The following is a 23,863-nucleotide window of genomic DNA, read 5'->3' as shown; positions in this document are numbered from 1 at the left end:
CAACAAGCAACAAACAACAAACAACAAATTAAGTTAAAACATATCTGCGGGGTCAGCAGCTAAGACTTTACGAGTAGCGATCGCCCCCGAAATCATACACATAATTATTGTCATAATTAGTACTTGCAAAGCTCTGGCTAAGGTCATGTATAGCGGCAAATTTGTCGCGCTCCGGGTGAGGGCATAGAGTCCTGTAGATATGGCAAATCCAGGTAAAAAACCTAACATAGCCATAATTATGGCTTCTTCAAACACCACACTCAATAAGTACCTATTTTGATAACCCATAGCCCTGAAGGTGGCGTATTCTTTCATATGGGCGTTGACGTCGGTGGAGAGGACTTGATAAACGATAATCACCCCGACTATAAATCCCATTGATACACCCAAACTGAAGATAAAGCCGATCGCAGTGTTGGTTTGCCAGTAATGTTCCTCAAATTTGACAAATTCTTCTTTAGTTAAAACTTTGACATCTTGCTCATTTGCCAGATGTTTTTGCAAAGCTGTCGCTACTTGTTGCGGATCGTAGCCTGGTTGAACTTGAATTAATCCTAAATTAACGCTACCTGGTTCTCGTCTCGGAAATAACCGCAAATAGTTCTGGTCGCTAGTAATTAAACTACCATCAGCGATAAAGGAAGCCCCGATTTTAAATAACCCACTGACGGTAATTGTCCGGCGTTCGATTTCAGTAGTGACTGTTTTACCTTGCTCAATTTGCGTGATCGCTTCTTGGTAGTCTCCCCTCGAACCACGATCAAATAAGACGGTATCTGGTAGTTTAATTTTATCCAGTTGGCTATTGACTTCTGGTAAATTAAATGCTGGTTTATCTGGATTAAAGCCGATCACCAAAACCATTGTCTCTTTGCGGGTTTGGGGATTCTTCCAAGAGACGGTGTTGATGTACATCGGTTCTGCTGACTTCACCCCTGGTACGTCCATTGTTTGGAATAGTCGCCGCCGGGTAAATGTAGATAAGTTGGCGATGTTACGCGCTTGCGGATTAATTAAAACAATGTCTGCTTCTAAGCTGCGATGCATTCTGGTGTTACTGTTGTATAAGGCAGCTTGGAAGCCTGTTTGCATGAACATTAACAGATCAGCGAAAGCAATGCCTGATAATGCTACTAGAAAACGACTTTTATGACGGTTGAGTTGCAGCCATCCTAAGGGTGTGCGTCGCTGTAATTGCTGAATAAATCCAATCACTGTAGTTTCGCTCCAAGTCTACTTAATGTTTTAAAAATCGAACACCGATGCACACAGATGAACACGGATAACACGGATGGGTTTATCGAGGTGCATTTACGTTATTGTTCGATGACTGCCTTCACTTGCAGGTTGGTAAATTTTGCTGCTTTCTGACTGGAGGCTTTATCTAGCTGCGCGTGGACTTCTACGACTCTGGAATCAATGTTGCTGGAGGGATCGCTGTTGATGACGTTTTGCCGTTGGATTTGCCAACCAATTCTTTCTACGGTTGCATACAATTCACCAGGGATGGAGTCACTCTCTAAGCGGACTTTTTGCCCAGGATACACTTTACTAATATCACTTTGGTAAACTTCTACTACTGCATACATCTGGCCTGTTTGTCCTATTTCGGCGATGCCGTCATTAGATACTAATTCACCCGGACGGGTATATATTTTGAAAACTTGACCGTCTTGGGGCGATCGCACGTAAGCTTGTTTTAAGTTGGCTTGTGCTCTTTTCACAGATGCGATCGCTTTGTTGACTTCCGCTTGGGCTGCTGCTATATCCACAGGACGAACTTCGGCGATGCGATTGAGGGTAGCTTTACCTGATTCAATTTGTTTTTGTCCAGATGCTTGAATGCGTGTTAAGTTTGCTCTTGCTTCTGCTAATTGTTCTTGTAAAGATTCTTCTATGCGCTTGAGGTTGGCTTTAGCTTCTGCTAGTTGTTGCTGTGCTGTTTGCAAAGTCAGGCGCTTGCTATCTTGGGAAGATGCCGAAATCGCTCCTTGTTGATACAAGCTTTGATAACGTTGATATTCAGCTTGGGCATTATCTAGCTGTGCTTGCAACTGAGCAATGGTGGCTTTTTGGGCTTCGATTTGTGTGTTTTTTTCTGCTTCCAGACGCGCGATCATGGCTTTTTGGGCTGTGATTTGGGTTTGTCTTTCTACTTGCAGGCGATCAATATCTGCTGTCTGGGCTGCTATTTCCCCTTGCTTTGCACCTGCTTTAACTTGCTGTAGCTTTGCTTGGGCTACTTGTACTGCTTCTTTGGCTTCTTCTAAGGCAGCTACTAGGCGATCGCGACTGTCTAAAATTGCGACTACTTGTCCTGTTTTGACTGTATCTCCCTCTTTCACCAACAATTGTTCTACCCGACTTCCTTCTGAGGAAGCAGGTGCAGACAGTTTGATCACTTCTCCTTTTGGCTCCAGTCTACCCAAGGCTGTGACTGTTTTGACTTCTGGTAGTTGCACTAGCTGTTGTTGTGCTGTCTGTTGTTCAGCACTCCGAGACTGCTGAAGCGCGTAAACACTGATCCCACCCACAGTAAAAGTTACAACTGCTGCGATCGCAATTGATGGACGAAATATCGATTGTGGGAAGAAAGAACCCTCTTTGAAGTTTTGCAGCATAGCATCCTTGCCCAAAAACTAAACTGTTTAGTTTTATCATATAACTACACTAAACCGAACAGTTTAGTTTTGCAAGTACTATAATGTAAGTAAACTAAACTGTATCGTTTAGTCATATTCCTTGCAGTTTCTTGACAAACACGGCACGGCAAATATTTAGGGAAAAGTTAAGGGCTAACCTCTGGCTTCTCCAGAAATACTATTGTCGTGTGCGTGTTTCTCTCTTTGAGCATTACAATCTATAGACAAAAACTTATAGAAAAAATAAGGTACGAAGGGTTTAGGGTGTAAAGATATAAGGAAGAAAGAGTGTAAGGGTGTAGGGGAAGAGAAATCTTGCTTCTTGATTGTGAACTCCGTTCATAGTGTCTCTTACAGAAGTCGGGATGCAGCTAACAGGAATGAAATTTTCCTTTAGACTACCCTTTACCCCTACCCCAATACTTCTGGTAGATAGCAGGAATCAGCAAAAATGATACGTGTAAAAACAAATGAAATGGAGCGTGAGAGTTCACCTGAGAAAGTAGAACAAATTCTCCAAGGAGCAATGCAGGAGTTTCTGGCCCATGGCTTTGCTGGTACAAGTATGGATAGGGTAGCAGCAGCAGCAGGCGTTTCTAAAGCTACTGTTTACAGCCACTTTGCAGATAAAGAGGGGTTATTTAAAGCATTAATCGAGCGACTAGCACGCAAAAAGTTTCAGCTGATATTTGGTAGCGAACCTTTGGAAGGAGAGCCACTGCAAGTTTTGCGCCAGCTAGGAACTAGAGCTTTAGAACAGATGAGTACTGATAAAGAACATTCTGCATTTATGCGCGTGTTAATTGGGGAATCTGGTCGTTTCCCGGAGTTAGCTCAAATTTGTGTGAATTCCATGATCAAACCAACCCTGGTGGCTCTCAATAAATATTTAGCGTCTCATCCAGAACTGAAAATAAGAGATCCAGAGGCAATGGCGAGAATTTTACTTGGATCTTTAGTGCATTTCCATATTACGCAGGAAGTGCTGCATGGTGAAAATATCATACCAATGAAAGGCGATCGCATTATTAATACTATGATTGATTTGCTGGAGAAATCTGTTCGAGCCTCATAATTTCTGCTTGCAGGTTTTGGCGAGCAGATGATTCAAATTTATGAAACATCAAATTTGTTAAGTAAATGCGATCTCTGTGTAAAAACTGGTGCAAAACTTGCTTTCTCCCTGTAACATACTCTACATCTGGCATCCAAACATATTCCTGACGAATCAAACGTGCATATTGATGGTAGCGTTGGGGATTGCTACCTAGAATTTCTAAATCTGCATCCAAGAACACCTGAGCATCAAAATCATCTGGTTCAACTTGATGATGCTTTGTGCCTAAAATTAGACTTGCGACTCTAGCAATAATACTGTGAGGAATTTGCAGCGAACTTAAAACTTCACCAGCATAGCTAGCACTCTGTTGTTCATTATTTTGTGCCTGAGTATCATATACAACATCATGAAACCAGGCAGCAAATTGAATAGCAGGTAAATCTTGAACCTGGTTTTGTAATGTCTCTATTGTAGAGAGTACATGGTAAATGTGTTCTAGGGTGTGATAATAGCGACCTGGAGTCGAATAAGCTGCAACTAGTTGCGAAAAGGCTTCTTCAGCAGCATTTTGTTCTGCTGGAAAAGATTGGAGCAACTGCCACCACTTAGTAAGCAATTCATGATTAATTTTTCCCACTACTAGTAAAGTTACGGTGAATTATTAATTTATAGATCAACTTTAACATTACCTTAATCCCCATTTGGTTATGGATTGGTATGTTCGTTTTGCATAGTCAAATTACTTAGAAACGAATTAATTAATACTACCAAGTGGGGCAATATGAAACTGATGGATGGCGATCGCTTGCTACCAATCCGGTGCAGACGGCGAAATTTTTTACTGGGTGCAGGGATTTTTCACAGGGTTAGCAGTAACTAGTCAATGGCGTCCAGTATTGGCACAGCCCAGGTTTTCTAGCTATCCATTCAGTCTTGGTGTGGCCTCTGGTGATCCATTACCCAATAGTGTGGTGTTATGGACACGTCTAGCGATCGACCCACTTAATGGTGGGGGAATGCCACCAGAAAATATTGTAGTGCGGTGGTCGGTTGCCCTTGACAAAAACATGACCAAGATAGTCAGAAGTGGTCAAACCTTGGCAACTCCTGAACTAGCCCACTCAGTACATATTGATGTGCGCGGATTAGAACCTAACCGTTGGTACTGGTATCAGTTCCGGGTGGGTAAGGAAGTTAGCCCGATTGGTCGGACTCGCACAGCCCCAGCCTGGAATTCCTCTATCCCACAACTAAACTTTGCTTTTGCCTCTTGCCAAGATTGGCAAAACGGCTATTACACAGCCTACAAGCACATGGCAGATGAAGAACTCGATTTAGTGGTGCATTTGGGTGACTACATTTACGAGTACGAGGCCCAACCTGACAAGCTACGCCAGCATATTGGTTCTGAAATCTTTACCCTAGAAGACTATCGTAACCGTCACGCTCAATACAAAACTGACCCAAATCTGCAAGCTGTTCATGGCAAGTTTCCTTGGATTGTTACCTGGGATGATCATGAGGTAGAAAATAACTACGCTGGTTTGATACCAGAAGAGAATCAAAGTCAGGAAGAGTTTGTGACTCGGCGGGCTTACGCTTACCAAGCTTACTACGAACATATGCCCCTGCGCCGCTTTTCGTTGCCTAAAGGGCCTGACATGCAGCTATATCGACGGTTTACTTTTGGTGATTTAGCTGAGTTTAACGTGTTGGATACTCGTCAGTACCGTACTGATCAACCTTGTGATGATGGACTCAAGCCCCGTTGCTCCCAAGCTTTGGCTGAAGAAGCTACGATGACAGGCCAAAAACAAGAGCAGTGGTTGCTCAAAGGTCTAGATAAGTCATCAGCACGCTGGAATGTGATTGCTCAGCAGACTATATTTGCTGAATACGATTTTGATCCTCGCCCAGAAACAGGACTATTCAACGTGGATCAGTGGGATGGTTACGTAGCTGCGCGGAATCGGATTTTGAATTTTTTAGCTCAACGCCAACCTTCTAATCCAGTGGTGATTACCGGAGATATCCACTCTAGTTGGGTACATGACCTGAAAGTAGATTTCCAAAACCCAGACTCAGCTACAGTCGGTACTGAGTTTGTGGGAACTTCAATTTCATCAGACTTTCCAACCGAATTCATTTCTCCAATCAAAGCTGCTTTGAGTGACAATCCCCACACTAAATTTTTTGATGGTGCTTACCGGGGTTACGTCCGTTGCAACCTGACGCGCGATCGCTGGCAAAGTGATTACCGGGTTGTCTCAACAATTACTGATGAAAACGCCTCTATCAGCACCCTAGCTTCGTATGTAGTTGAAAACGGGCAACCAGGCGCACAAAAAATTTAATCAAAATAATGTTTTGGTCAGTTACACAGAGAATATTATTAGCGTGGATTTTGTAGTAGCGTGGCAAGACTAAATTTGTGTATTAATAAACCGCATGAGGCAAGAGAGGACACACCAGATAAAAGAAGAGATTTATTGCACTATTTTAGTCAGGTCATGCTACTACTGGTTCATCGCATTAATTATGATGGGCTCTAAAAACAAGAGAATTTTTGAAAGATTAAGATATTCATATTCTTGGATTTTTATTTTGGGAATTAAATATCTAGCTAATGACAACAATTATCACATTACCTAACTACATCAACGGTCAATGGTGTGCATCTAATGCTACAGAATTTCTCGATGTAATTAACCCAGCAACAACAGAAGTATTGGCGAAAGTTCCTCTATCAACTACATCGGAGGTCAATCAAGCAACGGCAGCTGCTGCCGCAGCTTTTGTAACATGGCGGCGGACTCCACCTACGGAACGGGTACAGTATTTATTTAAACTGAAGAATTTATTAGAAGAAAATTTTGAAGATTTAGCCCGTACTATTACTCAAGAATGTGGGAAGACTTTGGCTGAGTCGAAGGGTGAAATGCGCCGCGCCATTGAAAATGTCGAAGTTGCTTGCGGTATTCCCATGATGATGCAGGGGACAAACCTGGAAGATATCGCCCGGGGAATTGATGAGATCATGATTCGCCAACCACTGGGAGTATGTGCGGTGATTGGGCCATTCAATTTTCCAGGGATGATTCCATTTTGGTTTATGCCCTATGCGATCGCTTGCGGTAACACTTATATTGTCAAGCCTTCGGAAAAAGTGCCACTGACGATGCAAAAAATTTTTCAGTTATTAGACAAAACTGGTTTACCTAAAGGTGTGATTAATCTTGTGAATGGGGCGAAACAAGCTGTAGATGCTATTTTGGATCATCCCCAAATTCGGGCGATCAGTTTTGTTGGTTCTACACCTGTAGCTAAATATATTTATAGTCGGGCAGCCGCAAACGGCAAGCGTGTCCAATGCCAAGGCGGCGCGAAGAATCCGATTATTGTCTTGCCTGATGCAGATATGGAAATGACGAGACGCATTGCTGCTGATAGTGCCTTTGGTTGTGCAGGACAACGTTGTTTAGCAGCATCGATCGCTGTCACGGTAGGGGAAGCACGACATACTTTTACAGAAGCGATCGCGGAAACTGCTAAAAAGCGGGTGGTAGGTAATGGTTTAGAACAGGGTGTGGAGATGGGGCCAGTAATTTCCGCCCAAAGTAAGGACAGAATTGAGGGATTAATTCAAAAAGGTGCAGACAGTGGCGCGACGTTACTAGTAGATGGACGACAACCAAATATTTTGGGGCATGAGAAAGGTTACTTTGTGCGTCCGACAATTTTGCAAAATGTCGATCCGGCTAGTGAAATTGCCAAAACCGAAATTTTTGGCCCAGTACTGAGTTTAATCCATGTGAATACAATTGATGAAGCGATCGCTCTCGTCAACAGTGGTCAGTATGGCAACATGGCTTGTTTGTTTACCACCAGTGGTGCAGCCGCACGGAAGTTTCGCTATGAAGCGGAGGCTGGTAACATCGGTATCAACATCGGAGTTGCCGCACCGATGGCATTTTTCCCTTTTAGTGGCTGGAAAGAAAGCTTTTTTGGTGATTTACACGGTCAAGGCAACCACGCGATCGAGTTTTTTACTCAGACGAAAGTCGTGGTGGAACGCTGGCCGAGTGAATGGTCACGTCAGTTTTGATAGGGGGATAGGAGAATAGGGGTGTAGGAGAATAGGGGTGTAGGAGAATAGGGGTGTAGGAGAATAGGGGTGTAGGAGAATAGGGGGAAGAAAAACAATTGAATATTTACCCTCACAACCTTATCCCCTCACACCCTCACACCCTCACACCCTTACCCCCTCACACCCCTAATTTTCCGGTAAACTTGCAAACACCTGTTCAACTAACTGCTTGGCTTTGTTATCTAAACGTTGCCAATCCACATCACCCACCTCATCAATTAAACTAGTATCAATCTCAACTACATCATTGTTGGGCGAATTGTAATCAAGGAAACAAACTTGATAACATAATTCCCATAAATCTACGCTGACTTCTTGCTCTTGACGCTGCAAACACAAATGATATCCTGGATGGGGAATTGGCAGACGAGCTAGTGTCTCCCTAATTTCTACAGCTTTGTCCGGTGTTGCAGCTTCTAGTTCTTGCAAAAGCTTCGTAACAACTGCTTTTGTGTCTTCTGTGGTTTCTGGGGGCCAAATCAGTACATCCTGGTAAGTTCCTTTCCAATCAGATAGATCAAGCAGCTTGCGAATGTTATCAACAACGCGAATGAAAGCAGGTTGCATGAGGAGTTCAGCCTGCTGCCACGCAACTGAGTTGGTTATTTTAGGCGGCATGGGTACTAAAAAATGTTGTTGAAAAATAAATTAACAATGGGTATCTATTCAAAAACAGTTTTTTACGTGCAAATCTTTTCTCAAGATAGCGGATTTTATCGATAAAAGGTTGGAGATATTTATTACCATTCAGCAAAACTGGGTGTTAACACTGGGGAGGGAAAGGGAATATGATTGGCAAGTTACTAGACCACCGATACCAAGTTATCCGCGTTTTGGCAACAGGGGGATTTGGAGAAACCTACATTGCCGAAGATACGAAGCGTCCGGGTAATCCTGTTTGCGTGGTTAAGCATCTCAAGCCACTCAGCACCGATCCTTCATTATTTGACACCGCCAAGCGACTGTTTCATAGTGAAGCCGAAACCTTAGAAAAACTCGGTAATCATGACCAAATACCAAGGTTATTGGCTTATTTTGACGAAAATCAAGAATTTTACTTGGTACAAGAATTTATTGAAGGACATCCTCTTAATGATGAACTCGTCCCTGATGAAACTTGGACAGAGGGCGAAGTTATTGATTTATTAATAGAAGTTCTGAGTATCCTGGAATTTGTTCACAGCCAAGGGGTAATTCACCGTGATATCAAGCCAGATAATATCATCCGTCGTGCCTGTGACAATAAACTAGTTTTAGTAGACTTTGGCGCTGTCAAAAAGTTACGTTCCGCTTCTGGATATGCCCCAGGATTGGGTGGGGGATTCTCAGCCACAGTCGCGATTGGCACTCCTGGTTACATGCCCACAGAACAAGGACAAGGCAAACCTCGCCCCAACAGTGATATTTATGCTTTGGGTATTATTGCTATTCAAGCGCTGACGGGAGTAGCACCTATAGATTTGCAAGAAGATACCCATACAGGCGAAATTCTTTGGCAGGATTTAGTACCTGTCAACCAAAATTTGGCAGCAGTGTTAAACAAGATGGTACGCTATCATTTTAAAGACCGCTACCAAACCGCTACAGAAGCACTGCAAGCATTGCATTCTCTTGGTATGCGTTCTCAGCCTGTAGCCAACCCTAGAAATTCTAGCTACCAACCTATCAAATCTCCATCAGTTCAGTCTCAACAGAAAACTCTCGCTGTTGCACCTGTAAATCATGCAGTTTTAAAAAAACCAGCAGCCCCCCAGCCTACACCTATTCCCAGAGGTTCTCATAGCCCTGATTTACTACAGCTATGTATTTTGGTGGTTTTAGCAGGTAGTGCTGCTGCTGTCGCCCCAGCTGTAGTCAAAAATGTCCAAAATTTCACTACTAGTTTTTTTGCGAGTAGTGACGCTAGTGCCAATAACTGCTTTGTTGAGATTGGGGCTAACAAAGCCAATCTCCGTTATCAACCAAATGCGATCGCCAATGGAAATATCATAGAAACTGTTAGCAGTGGCAAGAAGTTAGAAGTCACCGGCAAGCGGACAAAACGCGGCTGGGTAGAAGTAAAAATTGACCCCAAAAATTCCGCTTGGATATATTCTGATGTCATTAAAAATAAAGAAGAATGGGTTTCTTGTTTGCGAGACAGAGGTCTGGCAGTCAAAACAGTAGATGATAATACTGTAATTGCTAGTCGTCCGCTTCCCAGATCAAAACCTGTTGTTGATGTAGAAACTTCACCAGTAGAAACCTCAGACTCAGAGAAACCACAAAATAAAACTTCTTCTAAAAGTGCCACCGAACTTTTAGAAGAAGCGAAACAGGAGTATGAAACCGGAGATTTAGACAGGGCGATCGAACTCCTGAAGTCTATACCTTTAAATGCATCTGACTTTAAAGAAACAACAGAAATGATTACCCAATGGCAACAAGATTGGACAAAGTCAGAAGCTTTATTCAATGAAATTAATAAGGCACTAGATAATGGGCAATGGGATAAAGTTTTAGCTTACAAAGATCAGCCAGAAAAATTACCTAATATAGAATACTGGCGAAATAAAATTGAACCATTATTTAAACAAGCTGCCGATAATCGGGCTAAGGAAAAAACTACCAACCCTACGGTTAGTCCACGGTAGGAAGGGGGAGATGGGGGGCTAGGGGTCCCCACTTTGTGGGGTTGGGGGGCAATGGGGAGTGTGAGGAGTAAATAACTACTAACAATCACCAACCACCAACCAACAACCACCAACCAACAACCACCAACCAACAACCACCAACCAACAACCACCAACCAACAACCACCAACCAACAACCACCAACCAACAACCACCAACCAACAACCACCAACCAACAACCAACAACGCTAAGTTCTATCATGGAGAATAAATAGGTTCTGTTTGAGATTGCTGTATTCTCGAATCAAGGCTCAAAGGCTGGTAAATTGGAGAAAGGCAAGCAACTTCAGAGCTGACCAAACGGATAAGGACTGCTATATGAAAAGCAAGCATCAATTAGTCTACGCATTCCTGTTGCAAGGCGCTGTAGTATTTTCTACTAACTTACTATCCGTTGGTGAGGTTATAGCTCAAGTTACACCATCTCCCCCAGATACTCAACAGCCTCAACAGCAACAGGTTAGAGAACTAGTCCAAACAGAAGTAGATCGGGCTTTTGGTCGAACACGCAATTTACTAAACATTTGGGTAGTTATACTGACTGTATTTCCTGTCGCTGTCATTGCTTCTTTTTGGCTATTGCGGCGGGCTGTGGTGCGTGAAATCGTAGATAGGACTACACAGCAGTTTAAGGAATTAGAAGAATTACAAAATCAACTAATCAGTGTTAAGCAAGCTGCCCAAGATAGTATTCAACAAGCTAAAAATATTACTGCTGACTTAGAACAAGAAGCACAAGCGGTTCGAGAACAGATTATATCTGTAATTCCGTCGGAAATATCTCAGTCAAAATTACAGGCATTAACAGAATTAGAAAGACAAATTAACGCATCAAAACAGGAATTAAAAAATTTAGAAACAGAATTTGGTTCTCGTTTGTCTGAATTAGAAATAGACGCTCAACATCAGAAAAATATCACGCTTGATACTTTGGGTAAATTAAAATCAGAACTAATATCAGAAATTTCTGAATTACAGTACGAGCATCAAAAACAAAGAGAACAAACTTTTGCTGATTTGGAGGCGTCGCGACAAGAATTTACCTCTCAAATAACTGCTTGGCAATCAGAAGTAAAGCAAAAAAATGAACAGATTCGCGAAAATTTACATCAAACACAGTTAGAATTTACGGCTCAATTATCTGATATTCAAATAGAAACTCAGCAGCAGAAAGAACAAGCTTTTGCACTACTAGAACAATCAATTACAGAGTTGACATCAAAATTGGCTGAAATCGAGTCTGATGCTCAACAACAGAAGCAGCGAATTATAGAAAATATGGAAAGTTTACAAACAGAATTTGCTGCTAAATTAACAGAATATCAGTTAGTAAATCAACAAAATCAGGAACACACAACTGCCGATTTAGAAAAATCACGCCAAGAATTTACATCTCAATTAGTAAAATGGCAATCGGAACTTGAGCAACAACAGCAGCAAGTGTTGGCTACTGTAACTAATTGGCAATCGGAATTCGCTACACAGCTTGCGAATTTAAATCTGATCACTCAACAACAAAAAGAACAAGCTTTAGCAAATTTAGAAGCTTCCAAGAAAGAATTAATATCGCAATTTGCCTCGCAATTGGCTGGTTCGGAGTTGGAAGTACAGCAACAAAAGCAACAAATTCTGGCAAGTTTGCAAACATTACAGTCAGAATTTACCTCACAATTGTCAGAATTACAAACAGGGACGCAACAAAGCAAAGAACAAGCTTTGGTTCAATTAGATAGATCAATATCTGAGTTAACATCTCAATTGGAGAATGTGCAGTCAGAGACTGAGGAACAAAAGCAACGAGTCCTGAAAAGATTGGAGAAATCGCAAGCAGATTTTACAGCCCAGTTGACGCTATGGCAAGTCGGAACTCAACAACAAAAAGAACAAGCTTTGGCGGAATTAAATAAAACAGTTTCTGAGATTAAATTTCAACTTAGTGATGTGCAAACAGAAGCTTTACAGCAAAAGCAGCGCATTATTAAAAGGTTGGAGAAATTACAGACTGAAATTGCTTCGCAAATCTCTAAGTTGTTGGCAGATGTGAAACGTAGTAAGGAATTAGTAATTGAAAATCTGGAAAAATCAGGTTCAGAATTTGCCTCTCAGTATTCAGAATTACAGTCAAATGCACAATCACAAAAGTTGGAAATTATCGAAAAGCTAGAAAAAATCAAGTCAGATTTTCTCTCGCAACTTGCCCAGTTACAAACAGAAGCGCAACAACAAAAAGAAGAAACTCTCAAACAACTTGCGGAAATTACACCTCCAGCTAATTTAGAAGTAGTAACTGCGGAAGTTCAAGAAATATTAAAGCCCGAACCGCAACAAACACCAGACTCAGAAACTGGTGAACAAGAATATATATTGACTGCTGATGATTACCTCAAACAAGGAGATGTGCTGCTTGCAGAAAAACGTTATGAAGACGCGATCGCTCTCTATAAAAAAGCAATTAAACTTAACCCAGATGAACCAGTAATCTGGTTAAAGCGAGGAATTTCTCTGGCAAGATTAAAACAATACCAAGATGCGATCGCCTGTTACGATCAAGCCTTACAAATCAACCCTGAATATCACCAAGCTTGGTGTGACAAAGGCGTAGCACTGGGATTCTTACAGCGACAAAAAGAAGCTTTTCAATGTTTTGATAAAGCCGTCAAAATCAAACCAGATGATGCTGTAGCTTGGTTAAACCGGGGACTAGCCTTAGAAGAATTGGAAGAATACGAAGAAGCGATCGCATCTTTTGATACAGCACTCCAATTAAACCCCGACTCTTACAAAGCTTGGAATAACAGGGGTTACGCCCTCGTGATGCTTGGTGATGACGATGAAGCAATTCAAAGCTTTGATCAGGCGTTGAAAATTAAACCAGATTACGCCAACGCCTATTACAACAAAGCCGCCTGTTATGCTTTACAATCCCAGCTAGAATTAGCCCTAGAAAATCTCCAACAGGCAATAAAACTTAATCCCAGGTATAGACAACAAGCAGAAACCGACATAGATTTTGAGTTAATAGCTAAAGACAAGCGCTTTCGGCAGTTGATTGCAGATAATCAAGGCAGAAGGCAGATGACAGATGGCAGAAGGAACCCTATAAGTAAATCTGAAATTTAACTTGATATATTACAGGGTAGCTTGAATCCAAAATTTAACATCTTAGCTATCACTATGCCTATATCTGCCATTGACACTCAAGACAAAGCAGCTATCCAAGCAGCCCAAACTACAGTTGCAATATGCGATCGCTCACACTGGGGACGTATTAAAGTATCTGATGATGATCGTCTCCGCTTTTTGCACAATCAAAGCACCAACGATTTCCAAAAACTGCAACCAGGACAAGGTTGTGATACGGTTTTTGTGACATCCACCGCCCGCACCATTGATTTAGCAACAGGCTATGTCATGGAGGATGCAGTACTGCTTTTGGTTTCGCCTAACCGTCGTGAATATCTATTGCAATGGCTAGACCGTTATATCTTTTTTGCTGACAAAGTACAACTGACTGATGTCACTGATGAAACTGCTACTTTGAGTCTCATCGGGCCAGACAGTGATACCATTGTGGAAAAGTTGGGCGCTGGTGCCATTATTGGTCAACCCTACGGCAATCACCAAGTCTTTGATGATATACATATAGCCGTTGGTAGTGGTCTTGCTTGCTCCGGATACACCCTGATTTTGCCAGTTTCCATCAAAGAAAGCGTCTGGCATAAAATAGTCGAGTTAGGCGCAGTACCAATGAGCGATCGCGCTTGGGAAATGTTACGAATTACCCAAGGTCGCCCTGTTCCAGATCAAGAACTGACTGATGATTACAATCCTTTGGAAGTTGGCTTATGGCAGACCGTTTCATTTAACAAAGGTTGTTATATAGGTCAAGAAACCATTGCCCGTTTAAATACTTATAAAGGTGTAAAACAACACCTCTGGGGTATAAATCTCAGTGCTGCTGCGGAACCAGGAACAACTATTACAGTAGGGGATGAAAAGGTCGGTAAATTAACCAGTTGTATTGAAACTGTAGATGGTTATCGTGGTTTAGGCTACATCCGTACAAAAGCTGGTGGTGCAGGTTTACAAGTCAAAGTCGGAGAAGTTACAGGCGAAATAGTAGAACTTCCGTTTGTGTCTCACGAATACCCAGAGTAAGTAAGGGCAAAGCATTTGTATGTATATCTTGACATCAAAACTGAATGCACTAGTACAAATGCTTTGTCCCTACCCGATGACGAATGACTTTTGACAAATGACGACCCCTACTAGTTAGCTTTATTTGTGTCAGCTTAACTTAGTCAAGGAGACAAATAATATGGAACTCAAATCAGTGGTAATGGAAATTCCTGAAGGAAGTAATATTATCATTGGGCAAACACACTTTATTAAAACAGTTGAAGATTTGTATGAAATTATGGTGGGAACTTCACCTCAGGTGAAATTTGGTATTGCTTTTTGTGAAGCATCGGGAGTTTGTTTAATTCGAGTGGCAGGCAACGATCGCAATCTTGAAGAAGTAGCAACAAAAAATGCCCAAAATTTAGCAGCTGGTCACAGCTTTGTTATTCTCTTAAAAGAGGCTTACCCCATTAACTTTTTGAATGCCATCAAACAGTGTCCGGAAGTGTGCAATATTTACTGCGCTACAGCAAATCCGGTGCAGGTGATTGTTGCTGAAACAGAACAAGGACGTGGCATTATGGGGGTGGTAGATGGATTTTCACCCAAAGGTGTGGAAAGTGCTGAGGATGTGAAGGCACGTAAGGAATTGTTGCGGAAGTTTGGTTATAAGCTGTGAAACAAAGCAATTCCCAATCCAAAATCTAAAATTCAAAATGGTATTACACTTGATGTGATTTTTCACCTTGCAAAAAATCAAGTTTTGCAAGTCGAACACCGATGTAGACGCCCGTAAGGGCGGCTTCCCATAGCCACATCAACGAACTTATGCATTCACATAATTGAAGTTCAAGAAGTTCAATAAGTTGCAGTCTTGTTTTACCGATCAACAATGGATGGGTGGTGATACGGAAAGGCGATAAGATAAAGGATGGCAGCGATCGCACTCACACTGCCTAAGCCGAATGCTGCCCAACTTCCCATCTGTTGCCATAGCCACCCTGCCAACACACTCGCTAGCAGCAATGATAAACCTGTGACTAGGCTCAAAAAACCAAAAGCTGTTCCCCGCAACACCGGAGTGATTGTTGCCGCTACCATTGCCAGCAAAACACCCTGGGTAATGCCTTGATATAGCCCATACAGCCCCAACAAAAGCCAGACTTGCCAGGGTTGCCCCGCGATCGCCAACCCCCCATAGGTCAGCGCAAACAGCCCTAACCCGATGAAAAATACACCACGCCGACTCAGGCGATCAGACAGCCAACCCACTGGGTAGGCGCTCACTGCCGAAACTGCATGGATCACTGTCAACACGATCGGCACCGCCGTAAATGAAATACCCACATCCTTCGCCTTGAGCAACAGAAATGCATCACTGGAGTTCCCTAAGTTAAACAAACATGCCACTACTACCAAATGCCAGTAACCGACTCCAAGCTGCTGGAGTAACTGCCACGGTTGCTCGGATGCCTTGGATTTTGAGGAAGGCTGGGCAAACGGTGGAGCTTGAATTCCCCAAATCAGTAGTCCAACTGCCAGGAATGCTGGAATCATGGCAGCCCAAAAGACCAGTCGGGTATTTTGTCCAGAGTTGGCTAATAGGATCGTGGCAATGATCGGTCCCAGCAATGCCCCGATCGTATCCAGTGTATAGCGCAAGCCATAAGCGGCTCCGCGTTGATGTTCCGGGGTGGCATCTGCCACCAACGCATTTCGGGGAGCCACTCGAATTCCCTTCCCCACTCGATCGCCCATTCGCGCTGCCAAAATCCACCCTGGATTCGTTGCAATGGTATACAGGGGAATCATCAGTGCTGAAAAGCCATAGCCAAACACAGCTGACCATTTGCGATGCTGTCCACCGCGATCGCTAATCAGCCCTGACCCAACTTTCAGCCCCGCCGCCGTTACTTCAGCGATGCCCTCAATCACCCCCACCGTCACTAAACTTGCACCTAGCATCGACACTAGAAATAGTGGCAAGACAGACTGAATCATCTTGGAACCAATATCCATCAACAAGCTGACCCAACCCAGTACCCAAACCTGTCGGGGTAAGGGCGGCATATTAGGGAGCGACTTCACGGCGGTCATAGAAACTCCTCTAATTCAATTTATTTGCAACGACAATTCATAGTTAAAACCATTCAAATTTGAGCCGAAAATTATCTTGTTTGCAGCGTTTATGTTTGCAGTTCGCTAGTGTGATTCGTTCTGTCGAAATGAGTAGGAATACTCAGGGATGACAGGCAAGGTAAATAGAAGGGATTATTCCCAACCGAACCTTGACAACTCAGCATTCCTCACAGCATGACGTGGGATCATCCCAAATTTTTCAAAACACAAAAAACAAAGTAGCTCTGCTTAACATTCTGCGCTCCTTTGCGTCAACCTCTGCTAACTGGTGCGTTTAAAAATAAACCTTTGCACCTACCCAAACGCCTTACAACGTATGGGAAGCCACTTTGTGTCTACAAACTTTTCGCAAAATCTAAAATCCAAAATTGTCTGACTATTCCACAACCTCATTGACTGGGAATCGATCAATCAACTGAATAGCGCGTAAAGCATTACGCCGCAAAGATTCTGACATATAAGGTACGTGGGGAATTTGTGACAATAAATCCAGCGTCCGCCTTAATATTCGCACGACATCACCTTCATCTAAAGTGGTATTGTCGCACAGTTCAACCCAATCCATCCCTAGTGCCCATTGTTCAACTAAGGCGATTAACTCAAATTCTAACCAGATGGGTAAAGCGACGTTATATCGGCGTTGTAATTGGAACATCTTACGGCGAATTCCGCGTAATTTCGCTAAGGCCTCTGTAACTTGATCACTGAGATCAAAGCGCACTTTACTATCTGGACGCGGGGTTTCTGTCACTAAAGCAGCAGCAGCAGCAGCTAAACAGTGGGGATCAAGGTTATCAAGTTCTCCACTGGCTAAGGCTAAACCAAGCCACAATTCGTTTTCGCCCCGAATTGCTGCTGCAATTTGTCCTAATTGTGTAGGTAATAAGTTATCTAAGCATTCAAAGTATTGCAAAATTTCAATCAGGTTAAGAAACTCTTCCCAATGCCGTTGGGACTGTTGCTCTACCTGTGCTTGCAACTCTTGAATTTCTGCTTCTAGTTCGGCAGCGCGTAGCTTACGTTTGAAAATAGTACCGACATTGCCAGTTTTATGCAGTGGGTGAGCTTCTATTTGCTCCCGCAAGGCTGCAACCACCCGGAGTTGTTCTGCGACTTCGGGTGCCATATGTAGAGACTCCTCTGGTTCGGGAATTTGACTAGCAATGGCCATACTTTCTTCGTCACCACGACAAGACTGTCCTGGCTTTAAAGACATCTGTGCAGGTGGTAACAAGTCAGGGGGTACATCAATTCGTGGTAATTCTGCATATAAGTTGACTACATCTGCTGTAGTTGCCACATACCAACGGTTATCTCTACCTAAACAAACTAAGTAAGGTGTTTGGCTAGCACCTTGGGTTTTGCCTATTAACACTGCGGTTACTGGTAGAGACATTGTTAAGTATTTACCCTTAAGGCAAAGTAATGTCCCTGACACAGCAAAACTGAGCATCATTGTTAATTCTTCTTGTCGCCCTTCGTCTGCTTGCTCTTGCAGTGTGTTTAATATCTTTTGTTCTACTTTCAGGCGTTGTCGCAGTTTTTCATAACTAGCTATTTCGCTTTCTTCAACCGTAGCAATTTGCGTTTTAATTTGCTCTAATTCTGCTTGCAACTGAGCAATATATTGTTGCCTTGGTTGGAGATGCACATTTGCTAGATACTGACCAAAGCTACGCTCAATGAGTTCTCTGGCTTCATCAAGAGTGTGGATTTGCAGCAAATTCAGTACCATGCCGTAACTGGGAGTAAAATGGCTCACCAAGGGGTCTGGTTTTTTGATTGCCAAAGCTGCTGCGTGTTCTGCTCCCTCAAAGGGAGTTTGTAATGTCACCACATGACCTACTTTATCCATCCCTCGACGTCCAGCTCTTCCTGCCATTTGCAGAAACTCAGAAGCTGTCAACATCCGGTGTCCGGTGTCGGTACGTTTGGATATGGTAGAAATAACTGTTGTGCGAGCAGGCATGTTAATTCCTGCTGCCAGCGTTTCTGTGGCAAATACTACTTTAATTAGTCCTTGCTGAAATAGTTCTTCTACTAGTACTTTCCAGGCGGGTAAAATCCCGGCGTGGTGGGCGGCGATACCCCGGTAAAGGGGAGCAATGTGGCCGGAACGCCCCGCCTCTGGGTTACGGGTTAAAAATTCGTCAATCTGTCGCCGTAACTGCTGTGCCTCTTGCTCGTTCACCAGCCATATATCACCGACTTCTGCCACTGCTTTATCGCAGCCGCGACGGCTGAAGATAAAGTAGATTGCTGGCAGCATATCTCGTTCCTGGAGATGACTGAGAATAAAATTTATACTAGGTGCTTCTGGTCTGCGATTGCCTTTGCCCTTTTCTAGCTCTTTTTTTTTGCCTCGCTTGAGCAGACGAGGGTTAATTTGGGTTTTATCGTCATTCAGTAGTGGAAATACCCCTTTGAGATTACCAAAGTGAAATTCCAAAGGAACAGGACGAAAATCGGAGTAGATGAGATCAGTGGGGCCGTGGACTTGATTGAGCCAGTCGGTGAGTTGTTCACTATTGGCAACTGTTGCTGACAGAGCGATCAGTTGAATTTCGCGGGGACAATAAATAATCGATTCTTCCCAAACAGTTCCCCGTTGACGATCGTTCATGTAGTGGCACTCATCTAACACTACTGCTTCTACGTCTGTTAAGGAGATACCAACTTGCCCAATGGGTGTGCCGTAAAGCATGTTACGGAAAATTTCTGTAGTCATAACTACAATAGGCGCATCCCGATTGATGGAAGCATCTCCTGTTAACAATCCAACTGCGTCAAAGCCGAATTGTTCACGAAAGTCACGTAATTTTTGGTTAGAAAGTGCCTTCAGGGGGGTAGTGTAAAATACCCTTTTTCCTCGCGCCAAGGCACGATAAATACCATATTCTCCAACCAAGGTTTTACCTGAACCTGTTGGCGCACAAACCACTACAGAGCGTCCAGCATTTAGAGAGGCGATCGCATCTAGCTGGAATTTATCCAGTTCAAAAGGAAATACAGAACTGGGGTCTACTTCTGAAGACAGTGCAGAATAATTCACTCAATCACAATTGCAACCGGACTTTTTACTATATTATATGAACCCTTGGCAAGTAGGGCATTAGGGATCGGGGATTGGGGATTGGGGAACTCACCGGCCCCCACTCCCTACGGTCGTGGGGGCCGGTGAGTTCCCCACCTCTCACTTCCCCAACTCCTGAGAACGGATGGTAGCAGCTTTAACTGCCTCAATGAGAGCAGAACGGAATCCTGAGCGTTCTAATTGGGCAATGCCAGTAATTGTAGTTCCGCCGGGACTGGTAACACGATCTTTGAGTTCTGCGGGGTGGAGTTTGGTTTCATGTAATAACTGAGCAGTTCCCAAGACTGTTTGCAAAGCGAGTTGATAGGCAATAGCTCTGGGTAAACCAGCAGCGACTCCTCCATCTGCAAGTGCTTCTACCATTAACGCTACGTAAGCTGGACCACTACCTGATAAACCAGTTACTGCATCCATCAGCGATTCCGGGACTTCTACTACTTCCCCCACCGCTGAAAACAACTGCCTTGCTGTTTCCAGGTGTTTGCTATGGGTATAAGCACCTGGAGCGATCGCAGTCATACCTGCACCTATGGTTGCTGGGGTATTGGGCATGGCTCGAATAACTGGCAATTGGGGAAAAGCTGCTTCTAATTTAGATAAAGTTACACCCGCCAAGACAGAAATTACTAGTGGTGAATGCCCTTTATCAACAACATCTGCCAATTCTTGAGCGATCGCACTGAAAACTTGCGGTTTGACAGCCAAGCATATCACTTCGGTTGTTTGGCTGAAAACTACACGGTTATCACCTGTCACAGCCACATTGTACTGATGCGCTAAAAATTTTTGGCGTGTGGGCTGTGGTTCACTAACTATCACTTCTGATGAGTGATAAATCGAGCGAGCAACAAGGCGGGATAATAAAGCTTCTCCCATTACCCCGCCACCAATTAATCCAAATTTATGAGTTGTCATTAGTCATTCGTCATTAGTCAATAGTCAATAATCAAGAGCGTTAACTTTCAAACTGTATACTCTTGACTATTGACTTTAGACTAAATTTAGTTTATTGTACCATGCGATTGGGTTCATTGCCCCAGGTTTGATTGCCAGGTGCGGGGCGGGGGGTACGGACTGGTGGTTGGGGTACTTCGTGTAGAACTCCGCCTTGAGTGCTGACTTGCACACAACTGGGTGTAAACAAAAAGATGCTTTCGCCAATACGTTCTTGGTGTCCATCCAACGCGTAAGTGCCGCCTGCAACAAAATCAACAGCTCGCTGTGCTTGATCCGGGTCCATGATTGTCAAGTTTAATACCACAGACTTTCGCTCTCGTAACGCTTGAATCGCTTGTGGCATTTCTTCAAAAGTACGTGGTTCTAGTACTAAAACTTCTGAAATACCGTTAATAGCACCGGGCATACCAATAACATTATTCATTGTTTTTGCAGAAGCAGTTGCTACATCTGGATTTGCATTCATTGTAGGCATTGGTTCACGCCAACGTCGATTTGCAGAGGTAGTTTCTTGGGGTACGGACTGTTGATTTTGTTCCTGATATAGATTCTGATAGCTTTCTGCTTCTGGTTCTTCCTCATAATACTCGTATTCTACTGGCTCATTTAAACCAACAAAGTCTCTCAGTTTGGAGAAGATATTGTTCATAGTGTTACGCTCCTGGTGCAAATCACCTTCAAAGGATGTGGCAGCAACTAATGCTGCCAATCTATGCCGCTATATGTAGGGCGGACTATTTTGCAATTCTATAAGTTGTTTGTAGCATATACTACGGCACAAACTATTGACGGACGCCCCCCTAGAACGTCTGTATTTAGTTTGTACGCAATAATGAGTCAAGATTATAGCCTAACTATTTTTGAATGCAAAGTTGCTGCAACCCCAAATTTCTTATGTGTTTGCTTTTGTTTATACTATATCCTGGGTTACTTGCTAGACCAGCATCTTTGAGAATTTTTTTTGCAACAATTTCAAGAAGAGCAAATGCTAAAGTTGCTCTTCTTGAAATTAAAGAAAATAAAGCTAAAAGTTTTATTTATTTACAACTATAGGAATCTGGTTTAGTTGAGGAACACTCTTAGTTGAGCCAGGGAACAGGAAATGGGGTACGGGGAACAATACTGAGTTCTGCTCCAAAATCAAATAGGAAAGGAATCCTATAGGACGAAAGCGAGAAAGTCGAAAAAAATCGTAGAGATAGGCTTGAAAATCTACCCCTACGAATTTTCCAGTGAGCAGTTGGCAGTTTTATTACTAAGTATAAGTCCTCCACTAATTAGAAGGTGTTGGTGGTGGGGACTCTGACTAATAATTTGGATGAGGAAGCCCCAAACTTCATATGTGGGATCAATCGAAAATTGTTTGATCCCCACCATAGGTGTAATAACTGTTCACTGAACTGAATCTATAGATCCCAATCCCCTACCCCAATTTAGTTACCACGTTCTCCAAACAAGATTGTTCCCAAACGCACCATCGTTGCACCTGCTTCTACGGCTAGTTGGTAATCACCTGACATTCCCATCGACAAATGTTGCATTTGAATATGGGGCCAGTTTTGTTCCCGAATTTCTTGTGCTAGTTCGCGTGTGCGATTAAACACTGCCATAATTTCCTGGTCATTTAATCCTAAAGGCGGAATTGTCATCAAACCTTGAATTTGTAAATTTTTGTATTGATTCAATGTTGGTAGGTCAGCTAAAAGTTGAGGTACACTCCAACCCGATTTATTAGGATCAGGAAGGATTTTGACTTGCAGACACACATAGGGACTGACACCTATTTGCTGGGCCAACTCGTTCAAGCGCTGTGCCAGCTTCAAATTATCTACTGAGTGAATCCACTGAAAATTTTCTAAGGCTTTTTTGGCTTTATTGCTTTGCAAGTGTCCGATAAAATGCCAAGTGATATCAGCTAAGTCTTGTAACTCAGCTTGTTTTGCGATCGCTTCTTGAATGCGATTTTCACCAAAATCTCGAATTCCCGCAGCATAGGCAGTACGAATTACATCAGTTGGGACTTGCTTGGTGACAGCTATTAACCGAACTGAAGGTGGTAGTTGTGCGCGCACAGTATTAATACGTTCACTAATCGAGCCACTCATTGGAAGGTGCGTTGGAAGATACTCTGCAACTGATCGTACTCCTGGGCTTGTCCAGCACGACGTAGGTTACGCAGGCGATTTTCTAGCAGCATTCTCGCTTCAGTACGTCCTATGGGCTGAAATTTGACACCTTTAGCATCGGATATTACTAAAAAAAATAGGCGCTGAGCATACAGTGTAGTGAATAACTCTTGGTTTTCATCCACCATACAGATCCTATAGAGCAAACCCCAAGTTGGATGATTTATGTAAGTTTCTGAGCTTTCTGGGTTCATTTAATACTTGAAGGTAAGAATAGATAGTATGTTTTTGCAGTTGAATGCCAAGATTGGTGAGGCTGACGGTTCCATTTCCATAAATTAAGGGTAAAGGGGTAAAAGGAAAGGGATAAGGGGGAAAGGAGTTGAAATGCCTTTACCCTTTAGTCTTTAACAGTTATCAGTCATCAGTTATCAGTATTCATTACTGAATATAAATTCCCCACCAATTGATGTCAGGCGTTGGCTGCGGGTAATACCCCCACTCATAAGCCTGATAACTGTTCACTGTTCGCTGTTCACTGATTTAACCTTTTTCAAACCGATAGTAATGCGTAGCTAAGGCATATTGCCGTCGTAACTAGATGGCATTAGCTTTTAGGGTAAAGTTCACAGAGGGTTTGGGGAAGTAGAGACACGAAAGGAAAATTTGCCCATTCCTTCCTGTTTTGCTCTTATCCTCTGTTTGTTTCCCCTCTACCAATGCTGCCATAATTGCCGTCTTTTTGTTATACAAATTCGCCAACAATCTAGGAATAGACTTTCTGTAGAAGTGGGATGGAAAAAGAACAAGGTTCATTGGTGTTGGTTGTTGATTGTTGATTGTTGGTTGTTGGTTGTTGATTGTTGTACCAGACGTGCCATGGTACGTCTGGTACATTGGTTAG

General features: G+C 43.0%; 17 protein-coding genes and 1 pseudogene. 7 read left to right on the top strand and 11 right to left on the bottom strand.

Annotated elements, in window-relative coordinates:
* Window positions 1-33: 33 nt before the first annotated feature.
* Together devC and UYI_RS0104210 are read right to left on the bottom strand one after the other, a co-directional pair.
* A complete protein-coding gene (devC, locus tag UYI_RS0104215; RefSeq protein WP_016865421.1) occupies window positions 34-1,215 on the bottom strand; it encodes an ABC transporter permease DevC in 1,182 nt (393 codons plus the stop codon).
* A gap of 101 nt (window positions 1,216-1,316) precedes the next feature.
* On the bottom strand, window positions 1,317-2,621 hold the full coding sequence (locus UYI_RS0104210; protein WP_016865420.1) for an ABC exporter membrane fusion protein: 1,305 nt from the start codon (window positions 2,619-2,621) through the stop codon (window positions 1,317-1,319).
* Between the two features lie 472 nt (window positions 2,622-3,093).
* On the opposite strand from UYI_RS0104210, the gene UYI_RS0104205 reads away from it, so the two are divergent.
* Entirely contained in the window at window positions 3,094-3,717 is a 624-nt protein-coding gene (locus tag UYI_RS0104205) for a TetR/AcrR family transcriptional regulator (protein WP_016865419.1), read from the top strand.
* Here UYI_RS0104205 and UYI_RS0104200 read toward each other — a convergent pair.
* The gene (locus UYI_RS0104200; protein WP_016865418.1) at window positions 3,677-4,339 is read right to left on the bottom strand and encodes an HD domain-containing protein; all 663 of its coding nucleotides are present in this window, start codon (window positions 4,337-4,339) and stop codon (window positions 3,677-3,679) included. The genes UYI_RS0104205 and UYI_RS0104200 overlap by 41 nt on opposite strands.
* 144 nt (window positions 4,340-4,483) lie before the next feature.
* On the opposite strand from UYI_RS0104200, the pseudogene UYI_RS31915 reads away from it, so the two are divergent.
* A pseudogene (locus UYI_RS31915) lies at window positions 4,484-6,056 on the top strand (alkaline phosphatase D family protein).
* A gap of 272 nt (window positions 6,057-6,328) precedes the next feature.
* A complete protein-coding gene (locus tag UYI_RS0104190; RefSeq protein WP_016865417.1) occupies window positions 6,329-7,807 on the top strand; it encodes a CoA-acylating methylmalonate-semialdehyde dehydrogenase in 1,479 nt (492 codons plus the stop codon).
* Window positions 7,808-7,975: 168 nt separating this feature from the next.
* Here UYI_RS0104190 and UYI_RS0104185 read toward each other — a convergent pair whose 3' ends face one another.
* On the bottom strand, window positions 7,976-8,467 hold the full coding sequence (locus UYI_RS0104185) for a hypothetical protein (RefSeq protein ID WP_016865416.1): 492 nt from the start codon (window positions 8,465-8,467) through the stop codon (window positions 7,976-7,978).
* A 170-nt stretch (window positions 8,468-8,637) separates the two neighbouring features.
* On the opposite strand from UYI_RS0104185, the gene UYI_RS0104180 reads away from it, so the two are divergent.
* The gene (locus tag UYI_RS0104180; protein ID WP_016865415.1) at window positions 8,638-10,482 is read left to right on the top strand and encodes a serine/threonine protein kinase; all 1,845 of its coding nucleotides are present in this window, start codon (window positions 8,638-8,640) and stop codon (window positions 10,480-10,482) included.
* Window positions 10,483-10,567: 85 nt separating this feature from the next.
* Here the strand turns inward: UYI_RS0104180 and UYI_RS36460 are convergent, their stop codons facing one another.
* On the bottom strand, window positions 10,568-10,723 hold the full coding sequence (locus tag UYI_RS36460; RefSeq protein WP_016865414.1) for a hypothetical protein: 156 nt from the start codon (window positions 10,721-10,723) through the stop codon (window positions 10,568-10,570).
* A gap of 116 nt (window positions 10,724-10,839) precedes the next feature.
* Between UYI_RS36460 and UYI_RS0104170 the strand changes: the two genes are divergently transcribed.
* The 3 genes from UYI_RS0104170 to UYI_RS0104160 all read left to right on the top strand — a co-directional run bounded on the left by UYI_RS0104170 (window position 10,840) and on the right by UYI_RS0104160 (window position 15,322).
* Complete coding sequence (locus tag UYI_RS0104170) at window positions 10,840-13,641, top strand: tetratricopeptide repeat protein (RefSeq protein WP_016865412.1); 2,802 nt, start codon at window positions 10,840-10,842, stop codon at window positions 13,639-13,641.
* A 54-nt stretch (window positions 13,642-13,695) separates the two neighbouring features.
* The gene (ygfZ, locus tag UYI_RS0104165; protein WP_016865411.1) at window positions 13,696-14,679 is read left to right on the top strand and encodes a CAF17-like 4Fe-4S cluster assembly/insertion protein YgfZ; all 984 of its coding nucleotides are present in this window, start codon (window positions 13,696-13,698) and stop codon (window positions 14,677-14,679) included.
* Between the two features lie 160 nt (window positions 14,680-14,839).
* Window positions 14,840-15,322 carry an adenosine-specific kinase gene (locus UYI_RS0104160; RefSeq protein WP_016865410.1) on the top strand — a complete coding sequence of 161 codons (483 nt, stop codon included), beginning with the start codon at window positions 14,840-14,842 and terminating at the stop codon, window positions 15,320-15,322.
* 200 nt (window positions 15,323-15,522) lie between these two features.
* Here the strand turns inward: UYI_RS0104160 and UYI_RS0104155 are convergent, their stop codons facing one another.
* The 6 genes from UYI_RS0104155 to pipX all read right to left on the bottom strand — a co-directional run bounded on the left by UYI_RS0104155 (window position 15,523) and on the right by pipX (window position 23,213).
* Window positions 15,523-16,740 (bottom strand): MFS transporter, encoded by a 1,218-nt coding sequence (locus UYI_RS0104155; RefSeq protein ID WP_035138088.1) that lies wholly within the window; start codon window positions 16,738-16,740, stop codon window positions 15,523-15,525.
* A gap of 418 nt (window positions 16,741-17,158) precedes the next feature.
* Entirely contained in the window at window positions 17,159-19,834 is a 2,676-nt protein-coding gene (locus UYI_RS0104150) for a DEAD/DEAH box helicase (protein WP_016865408.1), read from the bottom strand.
* Window positions 19,835-19,975: 141 nt separating this feature from the next.
* The gene (gene proC, locus UYI_RS0104145) at window positions 19,976-20,791 is read right to left on the bottom strand and encodes a pyrroline-5-carboxylate reductase (protein WP_016865407.1); all 816 of its coding nucleotides are present in this window, start codon (window positions 20,789-20,791) and stop codon (window positions 19,976-19,978) included.
* A 91-nt stretch (window positions 20,792-20,882) separates the two neighbouring features.
* Window positions 20,883-21,482 carry a cell division protein SepF gene (locus tag UYI_RS0104140; RefSeq protein WP_026085727.1) on the bottom strand — a complete coding sequence of 200 codons (600 nt, stop codon included), beginning with the start codon at window positions 21,480-21,482 and terminating at the stop codon, window positions 20,883-20,885.
* Between the two features lie 784 nt (window positions 21,483-22,266).
* Window positions 22,267-22,938 carry a YggS family pyridoxal phosphate-dependent enzyme gene (locus tag UYI_RS0104130; RefSeq protein ID WP_016865404.1) on the bottom strand — a complete coding sequence of 224 codons (672 nt, stop codon included), beginning with the start codon at window positions 22,936-22,938 and terminating at the stop codon, window positions 22,267-22,269.
* The gene (pipX, locus tag UYI_RS0104125) at window positions 22,935-23,213 is read right to left on the bottom strand and encodes a transcriptional coactivator PipX (protein WP_016865403.1); all 279 of its coding nucleotides are present in this window, start codon (window positions 23,211-23,213) and stop codon (window positions 22,935-22,937) included. Before pipX ends, UYI_RS0104130 begins: the two co-directional genes overlap by 4 nt.
* Window positions 23,214-23,863 lie beyond the last annotated feature (650 nt).

Source organism: Fischerella muscicola PCC 7414 (assembly GCF_000317205.1).
GTDB classification, from domain to species: domain Bacteria; phylum Cyanobacteriota; class Cyanobacteriia; order Cyanobacteriales; family Nostocaceae; genus Fischerella; species Fischerella muscicola.
This window is presented reverse-complemented; position numbering and strand designations above follow the sequence as displayed.

Bases quoted from the DNA above. Each gene is read 5' to 3' on its own strand.
- UYI_RS0104185 (WP_016865416.1), bottom strand. From the start codon at position 8,467: ATGCCGCCTAAAATAACCAACTCAGTTGCGTGGCAGCAGGCTGAACTC.
- UYI_RS0104160 (WP_016865410.1), top strand. From the start codon at position 14,840: ATGGAACTCAAATCAGTGGTAATGGAAATTCCTGAAGGAAGTAATATT.
- UYI_RS0104190 (WP_016865417.1), top strand. From the start codon at position 6,329: ATGACAACAATTATCACATTACCTAACTACATCAACGGTCAATGGTGT.
- UYI_RS0104140 (WP_026085727.1), bottom strand. From the start codon at position 21,482: ATGAACAATATCTTCTCCAAACTGAGAGACTTTGTTGGTTTAAATGAG.
- UYI_RS0104155 (WP_035138088.1), bottom strand. From the start codon at position 16,740: ATGACCGCCGTGAAGTCGCTCCCTAATATGCCGCCCTTACCCCGACAG.
- UYI_RS0104205 (WP_016865419.1), top strand. From the start codon at position 3,094: ATGATACGTGTAAAAACAAATGAAATGGAGCGTGAGAGTTCACCTGAG.
- ygfZ (WP_016865411.1), top strand. From the start codon at position 13,696: ATGCCTATATCTGCCATTGACACTCAAGACAAAGCAGCTATCCAAGCA.
- UYI_RS0104170 (WP_016865412.1), top strand. From the start codon at position 10,840: ATGAAAAGCAAGCATCAATTAGTCTACGCATTCCTGTTGCAAGGCGCT.
- proC (WP_016865407.1), bottom strand. From the start codon at position 20,791: ATGACAACTCATAAATTTGGATTAATTGGTGGCGGGGTAATGGGAGAA.
- UYI_RS0104180 (WP_016865415.1), top strand. From the start codon at position 8,638: ATGATTGGCAAGTTACTAGACCACCGATACCAAGTTATCCGCGTTTTG.
- UYI_RS0104130 (WP_016865404.1), bottom strand. From the start codon at position 22,938: ATGAGTGGCTCGATTAGTGAACGTATTAATACTGTGCGCGCACAACTA.
- UYI_RS36460 (WP_016865414.1), bottom strand. From the start codon at position 10,723: ATGATAGAACTTAGCGTTGTTGGTTGTTGGTTGGTGGTTGTTGGTTGG.
- UYI_RS0104210 (WP_016865420.1), bottom strand. From the start codon at position 2,621: ATGCTGCAAAACTTCAAAGAGGGTTCTTTCTTCCCACAATCGATATTT.
- pipX (WP_016865403.1), bottom strand. From the start codon at position 23,213: ATGAACCCAGAAAGCTCAGAAACTTACATAAATCATCCAACTTGGGGT.